At 40.5% G+C, this 14,445-nt stretch carries 15 protein-coding genes and 1 pseudogene; 2 read left to right on the forward strand and 14 right to left on the reverse strand.

Going from position 1 to position 14,445, the window contains the following annotated elements:
- Window positions 1-169: 169 nt before the first annotated feature.
- A pseudogene (locus NQ550_RS11075) lies at window positions 170-1,532 on the forward strand (transposase); the annotation flags it as partial.
- Between the two features lie 340 nt (window positions 1,533-1,872).
- Here NQ550_RS11075 and NQ550_RS11080 read toward each other — a convergent pair.
- The 13 genes from NQ550_RS11080 to NQ550_RS11140 form a co-directional block, all read right to left on the reverse strand.
- Window positions 1,873-2,376, reverse strand: coding sequence for an antirestriction protein ArdA (locus tag NQ550_RS11080; RefSeq protein WP_003417623.1), 504 nt, complete (start codon window positions 2,374-2,376; stop codon window positions 1,873-1,875).
- A gap of 17 nt (window positions 2,377-2,393) precedes the next feature.
- Complete coding sequence (locus tag NQ550_RS11085) at window positions 2,394-2,897, reverse strand: antirestriction protein ArdA (RefSeq protein WP_003417621.1); 504 nt, start codon at window positions 2,895-2,897, stop codon at window positions 2,394-2,396.
- A complete protein-coding gene (locus NQ550_RS11090) occupies window positions 2,816-3,112 on the reverse strand; it encodes a hypothetical protein (RefSeq protein WP_010774377.1) in 297 nt (98 codons plus the stop codon). The genes NQ550_RS11085 and NQ550_RS11090 overlap by 82 nt, the downstream gene beginning before the upstream one ends.
- A gap of 100 nt (window positions 3,113-3,212) precedes the next feature.
- On the reverse strand, window positions 3,213-3,686 hold the full coding sequence (locus NQ550_RS11095; protein WP_003417620.1) for a GNAT family N-acetyltransferase: 474 nt from the start codon (window positions 3,684-3,686) through the stop codon (window positions 3,213-3,215).
- Between the two features lie 76 nt (window positions 3,687-3,762).
- Window positions 3,763-3,984, reverse strand: a complete 222-nt coding sequence (locus NQ550_RS11100) for a hypothetical protein (RefSeq protein ID WP_002323342.1) — start codon at window positions 3,982-3,984, stop codon at window positions 3,763-3,765.
- Window positions 3,985-4,119, reverse strand: coding sequence for a DUF3789 domain-containing protein (locus NQ550_RS11105; protein ID WP_003417615.1), 135 nt, complete (start codon window positions 4,117-4,119; stop codon window positions 3,985-3,987).
- Between the two features lie 11 nt (window positions 4,120-4,130).
- Entirely contained in the window at window positions 4,131-5,327 is a 1,197-nt protein-coding gene (mobT, locus tag NQ550_RS11110; protein ID WP_003417612.1) for a MobT family relaxase, read from the reverse strand.
- Window positions 5,328-5,476: 149 nt separating this feature from the next.
- On the reverse strand, window positions 5,477-5,968 hold the full coding sequence (locus tag NQ550_RS11115) for a hypothetical protein (protein ID WP_009905022.1): 492 nt from the start codon (window positions 5,966-5,968) through the stop codon (window positions 5,477-5,479).
- The gene (locus NQ550_RS11120) at window positions 5,961-7,352 is read right to left on the reverse strand and encodes an FtsK/SpoIIIE domain-containing protein (RefSeq protein ID WP_025580130.1); all 1,392 of its coding nucleotides are present in this window, start codon (window positions 7,350-7,352) and stop codon (window positions 5,961-5,963) included. The genes NQ550_RS11115 and NQ550_RS11120 overlap by 8 nt, the downstream gene beginning before the upstream one ends.
- Before the next feature lie 91 nt (window positions 7,353-7,443).
- Window positions 7,444-7,929 (reverse strand): DUF6560 family protein, encoded by a 486-nt coding sequence (locus NQ550_RS11125; protein WP_004843350.1) that lies wholly within the window; start codon window positions 7,927-7,929, stop codon window positions 7,444-7,446.
- A gap of 86 nt (window positions 7,930-8,015) precedes the next feature.
- Window positions 8,016-8,399, reverse strand: a complete 384-nt coding sequence (locus NQ550_RS11130; RefSeq protein WP_004843349.1) for a YdcP family protein — start codon at window positions 8,397-8,399, stop codon at window positions 8,016-8,018.
- A gap of 15 nt (window positions 8,400-8,414) precedes the next feature.
- Window positions 8,415-8,741 (reverse strand): YdcP family protein, encoded by a 327-nt coding sequence (locus NQ550_RS11135; RefSeq protein WP_004843348.1) that lies wholly within the window; start codon window positions 8,739-8,741, stop codon window positions 8,415-8,417.
- Window positions 8,742-8,975: 234 nt separating this feature from the next.
- On the reverse strand, window positions 8,976-12,020 hold the full coding sequence (locus NQ550_RS11140; protein WP_025580129.1) for an SrtB-anchored collagen-binding adhesin: 3,045 nt from the start codon (window positions 12,018-12,020) through the stop codon (window positions 8,976-8,978).
- A 438-nt stretch (window positions 12,021-12,458) separates the two neighbouring features.
- On the opposite strand from NQ550_RS11140, the gene pduL reads away from it, so the two are divergent.
- The gene (gene pduL / locus NQ550_RS11145; RefSeq protein WP_025580128.1) at window positions 12,459-13,097 is read left to right on the forward strand and encodes a phosphate propanoyltransferase; all 639 of its coding nucleotides are present in this window, start codon (window positions 12,459-12,461) and stop codon (window positions 13,095-13,097) included.
- 84 nt (window positions 13,098-13,181) lie between these two features.
- On the opposite strand, the gene NQ550_RS11150 is transcribed toward pduL, so the two are convergent.
- Entirely contained in the window at window positions 13,182-14,048 is an 867-nt protein-coding gene (locus tag NQ550_RS11150; protein ID WP_025580127.1) for an RpnC/YadD family protein, read from the reverse strand.
- Between the last annotated feature and the right edge of the window lie 397 nt (window positions 14,049-14,445).

The raw sequence follows: 14,445 nt of genomic DNA on the forward strand, positions 1-14,445 counted from the left end.
CTTTCAGCTCCTTTCAAAATAGAAAAGGACTAGGCGTTTGCGAAACGCCAAAAGCCGCATAAATACGGCATTTTTTTGTTGTTAAAATAAAATATCTCCTCAAGGTTTATGGTAAAATAGAATTGCCTAGAAACTAATTAACCAATCCACCTAAAGGAGATATACCTACATGATAACATATAAACAGCTCACTTTGGCAGAAATTTTTGAAGATTGTCAAAATAAATTCGACAACGACAAATATCAGTTCCTTTCGCTTCTTGATGAAGCCATTGACCTTGATGAAATTATTCCTGTTTCTTTTATTTCTCATTTTTACGCCAGTACCGGAAGACCTCGCAAACATCAGCTTTATCCAATGCTTAAGGCACTTCTTATCCAGCGTATTTTCTCAATCCCGACGGACACACTCCTGATCGTATTTTTGAAATTTTCCCAGGAACTGCGTGATTTCTGCGGTTTTGATGTTGTTCCGGATGGTTCCAAATTTACACGTTTCAAACAGGATTTTTTATCGGACTTACAATCTATGTTCGATCATCTTGTTGATCTGACCGAACCGATCTGCCAAAGTCTTGATCCTGCCCTTGCTTCCATGACAATCTTTGATACCTCTGGCATTGAAGCATGGGTTACAGAAAATAACCCAAAATATGCCAACCGTATTATCAAGCAGCTAAAGGCTTTCAAAAAGTCCCATAACCTTGATGATTCCTATGATCCTTATAAAGCTGCTTATGGCTCTATGCCAACTCATGCGGCTTCCAATCAGGCAATCCAGCAGATGTACATCAATGGACATTTCTGTTACGCCTATAAATTTGGTATTATTACGAACGGGCTTGGTATTGTTCGTGACATCACTTTCTACAACAAGGACTTTCTAAAAAAACATCCTGATATCGTTGTAGGGAAGAAATCAGATTCACCGGATGAGGATAAATCCCTTGCCGATTCGAAAGCACTTCTTCCAGTTTTAATTGACTTTTTCCAGAAACATCCTTTAATAAATTCAAAGACGTTTCTTGGAGATGCTGCGTTTGATGCCATTAACATTTACAAATCCCTCTTTGAAGAAATTGGCTTTCAAAAAGCTTTTATCCCTTTAAAAACAAAGCTTTCTGTGGAAGGAACCGACTATACTGTCAATGAAAACGGTATTCCCTGCTGTCCTCACGATCCATCACTTCCGATGCGGCGTGAAGGAAGCAGATCCCATTTGCGGAGCAAACTTCCTACCATGAAGTTTGTATGTCCAAAAATGAAATGGGAATACAATCCTGCCGACAAGTCAAAACATCGCGTATGTCATTGTGACAATCCATGTACATCTTCTTCCTGCGGACGAATGATCTACATTTATCCTGAAAAGAACCTTCGTGCCTATCCTGGTGTAGAACGCGGCTCACAGGAATGGGAGGATACTTACAAGATCCGTGTAAATGTTGAAAAGTCAATCAACCATTTCAAAGATAGTTTCTGCATTGCAGATCGTAAAACACAGAATGAGAAAACACTTCATGCTGATTTACTGCTTGCAGGAATTACCCAGCTTGTTACTGTGCTTGTCGCTGATAAGATTCATCAATACCAATACATCCGGAGTTTGAAGCCTTTGATTGCCTGATTATTAATATGCATACAATCTTTTCTTCGCAGTTTATCTGGGAAGTCTTTTAGTCATGTTCAAATTTAGAAGTACCTATTTTTCATCTTAAGAATCCTGCGTTGCAAGATTCTTACCGCTTTTTAGTTAGGATTGCGAACTTGTTTCGCAATTACCTATAGAAAAGGACAGCCATGTTTCAGACTGTCCCTTAAAAGAGAAATACGCTGTCAGTAGCAACAATGCTTGTCGCTGATCTTCCAGCGTTAATATGGTATCTCGCACATACCTCGGCTTGTTTCAATGAAGCAACCGCCCATATCCAAATCTCGCCCGTAGGCTTCATAGTCAATGTAGTTCTGTAAGCTGGGTGGAATGTCGCCAAGTGCCTGCAATTCGTCTATGTAGTAGTAGGCAACGTCTGTCATGGTTTCACAGTCTGGATAATAATAAATATCGTCCTTGTGTTCCACGACTTCTTCCAGCGTCCCGTAGTGGCTGATAAATTCGTCCAGACACTCTACGATATAGTCGGGAAGTTCCTCTATCATTTCATACATAGAGTTCAGTTCTTCAATGGAAACATACTCGCCAATCGCAATGGGAAAGTTATCGGTATCATGGATTGCGTATTCCTCATACTGTTCATTCAAGCCGATTTTTTCTTTCACATCTTCCTCGTCAATGGGGAACGTGAACCACGCACCGACTAAATAGCCCTCGTTGTATTTGCCAAGATTAGCAATATAAACCGCCATATCATCAATCATAAGCACCACCTCATTTCCTACTCTGGCAGTTCAAAGATACCGTGTTCCGTTACTAAAAATTTCCCGTGTTCCTGCAAGTGAGAAGCGTAGGCTTCAAAGTCAAAGTAATATTCTTGACAGTCCTCGGATAAATGTTTGAACGTCGGGTCGTTCATCAGCTTTTGCCTTGCAACATCTATCATGCTTTTGCAGTCGGGATAAACCGTAATCACGTTCCTGCAAATATAAAGTGCTTCTAAATTCTCAAACACCGTAAGAAGTGATACATATTCTTCCTGCATATCGCTTGAAAGCTGGCGGTACATAAAATCTAATTCGTTGAGCTGATACACGCTGGTATGTTCGTGAACTTCATTAGCAAAAGCCAACACCTTTTCAATAATGCGGTAATCCCCACTTTCTGCACCGACACCTAACTTTTCTTCAAACTCGGCAACATCTATCGGCAGGTCGAACCAGTATGATATTGTTTCTTCGCCAGTTGTTCCTCTCGTTTCCACCAGCACCCTTGTTTCCTGCATTGTTCCTCACGTCCTTTCTGTTGTTTCATCACATCTTTTAAGGTCTGGTACGGCATACCAAACACATACTTTGAAAAATCTTCTAACTGTCTTTCTTCATAGTCGGCAAGGTTCAGCCGTTTCATTTCCTGCCACACCTTACGCTTGTAAGAGGGCTGGTCGGAAATATATTCACAGCCAACCTTTACCTGCATATCCTTAAAAATATCGCTCATTTCATCACTCCAATCTGAAATTTAGGTAAGAAAAAAGCAGTCAATCCTAAGACTAACTGCTTTGTGTGTATGGATATGAAATTGTAAACTAGATTATCTGTTATAGATTTACAGTCATAATATATTCTTCGCTATTTTCATCAACAACAAGAAAACCTGCTTTCTTATACATCTTTACTGCATAATTATTTTTTTGAACAGATAAGGAAAGTTTTGAATATCCAGAAGTTTTTTCCACCAACAATAACTGTTGCAATAATGAAGTTCCAATCCCTTGTCCTCTATACTTTTGAAAAACAGACATAGCAAGGGACGGTGTATCATTGTCAATGTGTCCGTAATCGTTCATTATTCGTACCCAAATAGCACCAACAACATTTCCTTGAACTTCCGCAACTAAAGCCCTATCATCTTTTCGCTTTCCGAATTCAAAAACATATTCTTGCAATTCTGGGCAGTTAATGATTGATTTAGGTGGTGGCTCAACACCGTCTGGAATATAAATTGCATTATACAAAAAGTCATTGAGTAAATCATATTCTTCCTTTTTTATTTCTCGTATAATATAATCCATAGCTTAACTCCTAATCTATTTTATCTTTTTTCACACCCCGATTATATCATTCGCATATCAGTACCACAATAAAATTTTATGCACCAATAATCTTATTGAACAGCTCTAACAGTACATCTTTCACACCGCCAGCATTGAATACCAAACCGACAGCAATCAAGGCAACTACCAAGAAGCCAATAAGTTTTGAAAACTCACGTTTAAACCCTAAGTAGATACCGATAACCACAATCGCCATAAGCACTAAGCTCTGTGCGTTTGATAAAAACCATTGATACAAATTTTGTCCGAAATTCATTTAATTGTCCTCGCTTTCTTCTAATTGTTTCATTTCATAGTCAGCTTCTTTGCCGATATTCAAAATACACATCAAGACTACACCGATACCCATTCCCATAGATACCAGCAGGAAGTCTTTTAATAATACCCACATTTTTATCACTCCTAACTTTCTACTAAATCTTTTGCAGGGGTCGTCTGCTGTTTGATTATCATTTCATGCTTTTCTGTGAGCTTTGCCTGCTGTTCGATTGTTTCCATGTAGTCTGTACCGTTTCCCTTATCAATCTTTTTCAGCATTTTCAAGGTTGGTGCTACCTGCCTTTGTACCCACCGCAATGTACGGTCTAAGGTATAAGGCTCTGGCTTTGTCGTCAGCTTCAAGCTCTGTCTGTTATCGCCGATAAACCACGCCCAGCGGTCATTGAGTTTCCAGTCATTTTTTCGCTTGTCTGGTTCTTCATCAACAAACCGCACATACTGGTTGATGATAGAAAAGGCGGTCTGCTCTGCGTCATAATAGGTCAGCAAATCTCGTACTGCATAATAGGCTCGTTCATTCCGAAGCCGTATCTCAAAACGGTTGATAATGTCGGCTTCTTCCAGAGGTGTCCCCAGCTTGACGTACTGCTCATAGTCCTTTTCATAGATACAGAAATACACATCTGATTTCAGCGAACCAAGATAAAGGGTACGTCCCATATATTCTCTGTCGTCCTCTCTGTGCTTGATAAGCTCGCCCGACTGGTAAAACTTATAGCTTCTGGACTTTCCGATATATTCCCGTTTCCTGCATTTTTCCGCAAGCTCTGGAATATCCAAAATGCCCGTATGGTCGTTGATAGCAAGGTCGATACGCTTCATCACGCCACCGTCTACGAGTGCGTCCATGAGAAAGTCATACCAGCTTCTTTGCTGTGCCAGCAGGTAACTTTCAAACTGCCTGCACCCACGCCCCTTTAACTCTAAAAGGACACCTTTTTCTTCGTCAGCCGACGTATAGATAAAGATGTCCCCTAAAGAATAATGCTCCGTATAACTGTAACGCCCGTAATCTTCATGGAGCATATAGTTGATATTCAGTTTTAATATGTCTTTGATGATGTGCTGTATATCCAGCGTGGGAAAACGGATTTTCACATAATCAAACAGCATGGTAAGCGGTGCTTCTGGATTGAACCTTGCCAGTTCTTTATGCAGAGTTTCCAGAAGTTCTTTTGACGGCTTCATTTTTCCACTTTCTATCTTGTTGAGATATTCCCTTGTGATACCAGAAGCCAACGCCAGCCTGCCTTGTGAGATACCATAAGCAATCCGTTTCTCCCGTAATTCTTTTATCCATTGTTCTTCATTCAGAACCATACCCCCAATCTGTAAAGTGTGAAGTTTTTTAAGGCGACTTCACAGCCGATTTTTACTAGGAAACCATGTCAGAAGCCTTATGTTTCCTATGTTTTTTGTCTATTGTTTATTTGCAAACGTACCCCTCTGTTAGATACCGAGGGGTTTTATCAGCGGACGGGACAAGCCCCGTCCGCCAAGAACGGAACTTGCGGTTGAGAACCGCAAAACCCGTCCTTGTCGTCCGTGTCTGTGTCCTGCTGTGAACCTTGTATGCCCTCATAGATAACCGCAAAATCTATTCTTTCATCTGAAAGTGCTTCTTTCATTTCTTCAGACAGCCCTTTAAGAAATACATTACATTGCAGACAAGCCTTATCTAAAACTCGAAATCGAAAATAGATTATCCTGCTTTCAACGCAATGTCTACTTTCCAACCTCATTCTAAACTTATGAGGAATGTTGATTTTTTCACGAATAACATCATCAATGATTTTATCTATCCTTGAATGAAATCGCAGATTTGGATTGACAGAATAATCTAAAAAACAATCTAACATATATTTCCTGCAATCCGTTGTAAAAATATCTGTATTCAAGCACAAACAGAGGTAGTTTTTCTCTGTGGGTGCGTGATAAACATTTAATGTGTCCTTATTCAATCACATCTTCCTTTCCTTGTTGTTCTGGCATGACTTGTCTTTCTTGTGCAAGCCTGCCGATTGTTTGTAAAAAATCATGTCCTTTGGGGACTAAAGGCGTGTAAAATTCGCTTATCACGCTTGTTCCCATATCACAATAGCCACGCCCCTTGATACGCTTCTGGAAAAACTGCTTTTTCACATCTGAACCGAACAGCATACCGTAACCTAATTCGCTGATACGCCCAAGTCCCACACGGAAATTGAAGTTATCTCTGATACCGTCAGAGAAATACTTTGCGTCTGGACGCTGGCAGGCAACGATAAGGAAATAACCTGCTTGTCGTCCTAACATAACGATTTTCTTTAACTGGCTAAGCAAGCCCACGCTTTCCTTTGTCCCCAGCATTTCAAAAAATGCCACATATTCATCAAAGATAAGAAAGCAGGGTGGCAGTCCCAGATAGGCGTAGTTTTCGCCCGTCTTATAGTTCGGGTGTTGCTTCATTTCCTCACTTCGCTGTACCATTCCCTCATAAAAGGCATTGACACAATCAATCATTTCTTCTTTGGTGTGATACACATTTCCCATAACTGTCCCTAAGTCTGCAAGGTCAGCGTTCTTCGGGTCTAAGATGTAAAGGACAGCGTTGGTATGCAGTAAGGCTTCAATAAGCGTCAGCAGAAAATAAGTTTTACCGCCACCCGTTCCACCAGCAATCAGAGCGTGAGGGAGTGCGTCATATTCCCAGACAAGATTTTTCATCAGTTTCAGACAGCCGTTTTCTGCCCGTACTTCATCAATGGTAATGCGGTTCGCTATCATATCATAAAGCAGAGTATATTCAATATAGCCGTCATGCAGGGTCTTGTCGGTCAGCTCACAATATAAGCCACTTTCCAATTTATCCTCTAACCGTAAAAGCTGGTCTTGATATTTTCCCAGCGTAATTTCACAGCGGATATGAAGCAGTCCCTTTTCCATTTGATAATAAATCTTTGGAAACCAGACGATTTTTTCCCTTGATCTGCTTTGCAGGTCAGTAAAAAAACCGCTGTCTTGTACGGTATCGGCTTCATACCACTTATTTTCCAGTACCATTCTTGCCAGCTTTTGACGGTGCAGGAGCTTCTTGAAACTATCGTAACAGAAGTGGTAATACAGAAAAACGACCAATGCACAAACACCAGTCGCTATCAGTATAGTTATGAAGTTGTAAGGGGAAAGCGTCAAGCCGTTCTCTAACAAGCTGAAATGTTCCCAATCAGTACGCATGAGCTGTTTGATATTCAGTAGCAGGAGAACCGCCACGAATACAAACAGAAGCGTTCCTATGGAAAAGTAGTAGACAAGGTGCTTGTCGCTGGCTCTGATACGGTGTCCTTTGTTAAAAATCTTTTGCATAAATCAATCACTCCTTTCTGGGTATGAAAAAAGCAGTCAATCCTAAGACTAACTGCTAAAATAATATAACTGTTTATTTGGGCGAAACGTATTAGAGTAAATTTTTCTCTTTTAACATTTCAAGAAATTCTTTATATCCAACACAGTCGCAAGAAACTGTACAAATTTTTTTGTTTCCTACAAATATTTTCAATCCTATTTGCTCTTTTTCTGTGCAACGGGAAATATCATTAAATGAAATTTCTCTTGTTCTTCCAACAGCAGGAGTAATACGCAAATTATTTCCGTCAATTACTACCTTATGTCTTTTTAATGCCCACGCACAAAATTCAATCAATAGAACAAAAATAGCAAAAACAACAGAGTGTCCCACCGTATTATCAAATCCCATGAACAATCCTAAAGCTATTGCAATTCCTACCATTATCAATGAACAAATATGACATACTGTTTGATAGGCGTGTGATACAAAAACAGTATTTGTGAATTTTTCTTTTTTAGTTGCTTTTTGTGTCTTATCTAATACGAGAGATATAATAGGGACAACAAATACAGCAAATATAATAGCTCTTATCATAAACAGCACTCCTTATAATTAAATTTTTCATACCCATATTATAACAGTTTTATATATCCGCTACAACGAAAATCTATTCAGCAAGCCTATTTTTTCGGCTGTCCCTGCGGTGTATGGTTCTGTGGACTGCCTACGTTTTGATTGCCTTTATTCTTCAATACAATATCCTCTGCCTTTACATACCAGTCCACATCTGCACCCGTATAGGTCTTTCTTGATACCGTATCGGCTACTGGATTGACAAGCTCCACAACTGCATTGTACGGAAATTCTCTTAACGGTACTTCTGGCGGTACAGACACGGGGATAATTCCACCATGCAAACTGCACTTCAAATCATAGATACGCTTTTTAAGCTGGGTACTCGGTGTCCCGTCCTCATTCTGTAAGAACACATCACGCACCGCTGTAAATTTTAATTCTCCAAATGTTTTCTCTTTGTCAATAACAAACCCGTTTGATAATCTCATAAATTCTTCACTCCTTTACTTTTCTTCAACTGCTACAATATCATCAGCAACTAACACATAATCGGTATGTCCCATATCCCCGATTGCATAACCTCTGCCGTATAACTTCGGATTGACAAGTTTTACTTTCTGTTCATACTTGAACTTTTTTTCGCCAGCCTGCACGGGAATTTCTACCACAACATTTTCGCCTTTCTGTACGTCAGAATAAAGGTTATAGCTTCGTCTTGCTAAGACCCTGCGGTTATTTTTATCTCTTTCAAAGACTGGCTCACTTTCGCCTGCAAATTCAAGAGTTCCAAAAGACTGTACCATATCTGGCACGACATATTTCATTTCCATATTGTTTTACCTCGTTTCTTTCTATTTTTGATAAATTGATTGTGATTTCTTATTCTGGCGGTTTGGGAAGTACCAGCAATCCCACAGATAGTAAAGGGTAAAATCAATGCTTACGCACCCTTGACTATCCGTGTTCTTGCAGGTTGTTGGCAGACAAGCCAGAATAAGCGGAAGTCTGCCGTTTGACAACTTCGGCGGAGAGCGTGATTTTTCTTTTCTCATACCGTTACCGCCTTATGATTTTTTCATTTTACGGCGTTTGTAGAAGAAGATACCTGCCAGTCCAGCACCAGAGGTCAAAAGAAGTGCAAGCAGTCCGTAAAGGTTTGTGTTATCGCCCGTTTTGGGACTGTCGCTCGGTCTGTTTGGCTTTTCTGGTGTCGGTGGTGTTTCGGGTTTCTCTGGTTCTTTTGGCTTTTCCTTAAAGGTAATCGTCTGTCCCTTATCCTCAATATCCTTATGCTCGGTAACTTTCTTCGGATCGTCTGGATTGCTTAAATCGTACAATTCTTCAAAAGTTACAAGCTGTTTGCCGTCAAGGGAAGTAGCGTCAAGGGTAAAGGCAACTTCCACTTTCATAGTTTCGCTGTCAGCAGTAAAAGTGTAATCACTTTCCACACGTTTCCCATTGATAAGAAGCTCGGCATTTTCTTTTTTCAACATCTGCCAGCCCACCAGTTTGTACTGTGTACCGACTTCTAAGCCCTCTAAGGTTACGGTATCAATGATTGTTACCTCTTTTCCAGCTTCAAGCTCTTTGTTGCCGTCCTTATCGGTAGCAGTCGTATGAATTTTGATGATACGCTCTGTGATAAGTACGGTCTGCCCGTCGTCCTCAATGTCTTTATGCTCCGCAACTTTCACGGGTTCGTCTGGATTGCTGAAATCATACAATTCTTCAAAGGTAACAAGGTTCTTGCCACCTAAAGCAGACGCATTGAATATATAGGAAATTTCCACTTTCATTTCTTCATCATCAGCGACAAAGGTATAATCGTTTTCTACACGTTTCCCGTCAATGATAAGCTCGGCGTTTTCTTCCTTTAACATCTGCCAACCTTTCAACTGATACTTTGTGCCTTTTGTAAGTCCGTTTAATTTGACAGTATCAACGATTGTTACCTCTTTTCCTGCAAGGATAGTTTTTTCGCCGTCCTTGCTGGTCGCTGTGGTATGGATAGAGATTTCTTTTTCGTATTCATCAGTCAACGTTCCTAAATCAATCACAAGGTTATTTCTTGATACCACGATTTCAAAAGGTGGGATAAGTTCAAAGCCTTTGTTACTGTCGCAACGCATTTCTTCAATGATGTAGGTATCATAAGGTAATGCACCCTTGCTGTCGTCTGGTTCAGAAGTTCCAAACCACACACCGTCCTCGCTGGTCTTGCCTGCGTTGGTATTGTGCTTATGGGAAGCCCAGTCAGCAGAAGTGGAGAATTGCCCGTTATCATCAGTTACCACAACATGACTTTCGCCCGTCGTCTTGCTTGTGATCCTAAAGGGAACATCAGCAAGACGCTTATGTGTGCCTGCACCGATTTTCACGCCCTCAATATCTCCACGCTTAATCTGATTGTAGATAGAATGGGCTTCGTCGGTTAAGTCCACGATTTTTCCATTTTCTGTGATTACAAAATCAATCGGTTTTGCACCGTCAGTTAAGTAACCGTTGGGAGCTTCACTTTCAACGATACGGAATTTTCCATAAGGCAAGAGGTCAGCAGAAGTAGAAGCGATACCCTCAATATCTGTACGAATTGTCTTTACCACTTCATTTTTCTTGTATAGCTTGCCCTCAACCAAGACAGAATTATCATTTAAGGAAATGATGTCAAAAGCAGTATCTTTCAAAGTGGCACTTCCTTGTGGCTTCGTATCGCCCGTTTCTAAATCTCGTTTCTGAATTTTCACACCGCCACGGATAACCTTGTCTGATACAGAAAACTGGTTACTTCCAGATAGTACGGCAAGGTCGCCGTCCCCGGTAATCTGTGTTACATATAAGCCCTTAATCTGTTCGGACTTATCGCCAGTCTGCATATATGCACCGTCTAACAAGTAGCCGTTTGGAGCTTTCGTTTCCTCTACGGTTAGTGTTCCTAAAGGAAGAACGGCTTTACCATCCTGCATATAGAAACTGTCGCCAGATACCTTGTATGCGTCCGCTAATTTTGTGATGTAGTGGGTTATCCCGTCGCTGTCAGTTTCAGCGATTGTCTTTGTAACCCATGTACGAGTAGCTTCGGCAGGGAGATTGTCTTTATTATAGAAGCCTGCATAATACTTCCATGTAAATTCCGCACCTGCTAGAGAAGCGTTCCCCTGCGGATTGTCTTTCTGTGTTTCCATGTCAATCTTGAAAAGCTCAATCAAAGTGTCCGTTACTTTTGGCGTATCTGATACTTTTAAGGTTGCTGTTTCGCCAGCTTTGATTGTCAATGGATAGACAGTTTTATCCACATTATATCCTGCTGGTGCGGATAATTCCTTGATATAGACTGTGCCAGCCGTTACCTCTATAACATCTGTATTTCCATTTTCATCAGTCGTAAGGGTGGCAAGCTGTTTTGTGCAGTCCTTATCAGAAAAGACACCGTATGTTGCACCAGCGATTGAGTAATTCCCGTTACCGTCTGTAATGCTGGTATTACTGGTAGCCTTTTTAAGTTTCGCATTTCCGATATTTAACTTCGCCCAGAATTGCCCCAATTCCTGCCCCTCGCCAGAGTAGATATAACCGCCACATTCATAACGTCCTTTATTTTCTTTGACAAAGGCTCTTGCACCAGAGAAAACTTCGTCCTGCGTTGCCTTTGGAATTTCATCATAAGAAGCTCTCACGTTGTCGCATTGCCAGCCAAGATGTACGCTCAATCTCTGCCAGACAACAAGCTGTCTTAAAAGGTAGGCGTGATTGTTGCTTATTCCGCTGTGGCTGTCTGTGTACTGTTTCACATATTCGATAGATAAGGCAACGTCGCTTATCTGGTCGGCACTCATACGGGTGCTTGCGTCAATTCTGGTCTTGTAGCCATTCCTAAAATCTGTGTTAATGTCGATACAGTAAGCGTCCTCGCCCTCGACGGTCAAATGTCCCTCGTTAAAAGTAGAACCAATCGAACCGTCATTCATTACTTTTTCAACGATACCGACACGCTCTTTTGACTCCGTCCAGTATTGCTTGCTTTCTGCATGAACGGGTGTCGTCGGTAAAGTAGTAACGACAGTTGCAAGAGCTAAGAAGCCAGTACACAATCGTTTTAACATCTTTTTCATAAATCTAATGCTCCTTTCATTTTGGGTAATAAAATAGCCGTCCAATAAGAACGGCTGGAAATAGAAAAGGAACGTCATGTTAGGCGTTCCATAGTCTATAAGTTATTCAATTTTTTCTTGTTTCAATACTGATGTGTTGTACCATATCTTTGCATATCTAGGAAAACTTGCGTATCAAGGCTCATTCGTTAGTAGTAAATAAGTAGTAAATTGATGTGTTTGTTTCCTTGAAAATGCTGATAGATACTGTGTTTTAGCGGATAATCAGATTTTTATTGTGTTTTTATAATAAAAATTGTCCTTCTTACAAGATAAACATTGCATATTTCCAATTAAAGAGATACACTAAAAAGTAAGTATAACTGCTCTGTATCCCATCAGGCAACAGGATGTCGGACAGACATATACAAGTAACATATTGAGGGAGTATTGTAATAAATGAGCATCAAAATACCTATAGAAACTTCTGCCAGACATCTGCATATCTCGCAGGAAGATTTTGAAAAATTATTCGGAGAAGGAAGCAAACCACATTTTATCAAAGAATTAAGCCAGCCCGGACAATATCTGTGCCGGGAACGAGTAACTGTCAAAGGACCGAAAGGTACTTTCGAAAACATGGCACTTCTCGGTCCTTTCCGCAGCGACACGCAGGTAGAAATGTCCCTTACAGACACCAGAAAACTGGGGATTCCAAGTGTAATACGCCAGTCCGGTGATATCGAAGGAACTCCCGGCTGTATTTTATCTGGTCCATGCGGTGATATCGAAATCCCCAGAGGGGTCATCGTAGCCAAACGCCACATCCACATGACTCCGGATGAAGCACTTGCCCTGCATATCAAAGACAATGACGAAGTCTTCGTCCTGACCAAAAGCTACGGACGTGCACTTATCTACGCAGATGTAGTAGTCAGAGTCCACAGAAATTATCACCTGGCAATGCACGTAGACACTGATGAAGCCAACGCATTCAACAGTGATACAGAACCTTACGGCGTGATCGTCAGGTTCTTTGACAGTAACTTCAACACAGATAAGTGGATAGAAGACGAACTGTCAGGGATACGCAGATAAAATCCGACTTACCCGGCTAAAATAGCAGATGAATATAAAAAGGTTCCACAGTAACATTCAATTGATGATACTGCGGAACCAATTTTAATGCGTTTCAGCCAGCCATTCTTTAATCGTTTTTTCCGTTTCACCAAGGATTCTTGCTATTCTTTCTATGGATTCTCCTTCCTGCGCAAGCGAGATGGCTATGCTTTTTGCCTTTCTTAATTCACCCTGCTTTTCATAAATTGCCTGCAGTTTCTGTTCCTCTTCCTCTTTGTCATACTCAAATATACTCATCGCAATAACCTCCGCGCGGTTGACTCTGAGAAAATCCGCCAGAATTCCTTTCTGAATACATTCATCCACTGCTTCTTTTACAGCGGAATCCAAGCTCATAGTCTCCGCATTTTCACGTACTTTTTCTACATATTGCGCATATTCTCCAAGAATCCTGCACTGCTCCATCAATTTCCTGTTGCAGTCCCTGTTGATATTGATCGTAACTACCTTTAACTCCAGATTAGGCTCTCCCTGCTGGTTTTCGTAAGATTCTGACAGACAGTTCGTCCATCTGTCCGGCATTTTCCGCTTTCCATTATAGAATACAATAAAATTCGGTGCCGGTAATTTCAGCAGTATTGATGAATACAGGGATTTTCTGTCCACTAATTTCTGATATTCGCTGGATATATAAAACAAATCCCTCAATGGCATATTAGGATTGTAGGTTGACTGGTGTTCATACAGAAAAAGATTCGTATCAATGATAAACGCCAGATCATTCTTCATCCCCATATAGATTGCATTCTCCAGTGTAACAATCTCCAGCTTCATTTCATCTGTATACGCTGTTCCATTGATTGCATTATACAGAGATAACAGATTTTTCCTGTCAGAAAACAGTTTTCGGAATACTGTATCCTTGTAATTGCGGTTTGCAGTGACTTTTTTGCTCTTTCTTTTTGTCATAGACAATACCTCCTGTGTCAGCAGGAGTGCAAGAACATACTGCTCTTTTCCGAATTGTTCAGAACTCCTGCTTTTCTAATTTAATTGGAATTAAAAGCATGGATTTCTGAAATGAATTTAGAATATAAGACGGCAAAATGCCCTGAAACTTAAGAGAAATATGCTTTGGTTTTATACTAGCATGCTTCTTCAGTAGTTTCAAGACATTTTTATAGAATTTAATTTGACTATAGTTTGTAAAATTATTACGCATTAGTCCAGATCAAAGAGCTGGCGCTGTTTCAGGTCAACGGAGTTCCAGACAGTTCGTGTATTTGGTTTGCTATAAAGATAAACTGTACTGGATACTTTTGCATATACTTTACAATTGTTTTTATAAGTATATGTGCCATCTGCA

The organism is Blautia wexlerae DSM 19850 (assembly GCF_025148125.1).
Taxonomy (GTDB): domain Bacteria; phylum Bacillota; class Clostridia; order Lachnospirales; family Lachnospiraceae; genus Blautia_A; species Blautia_A wexlerae.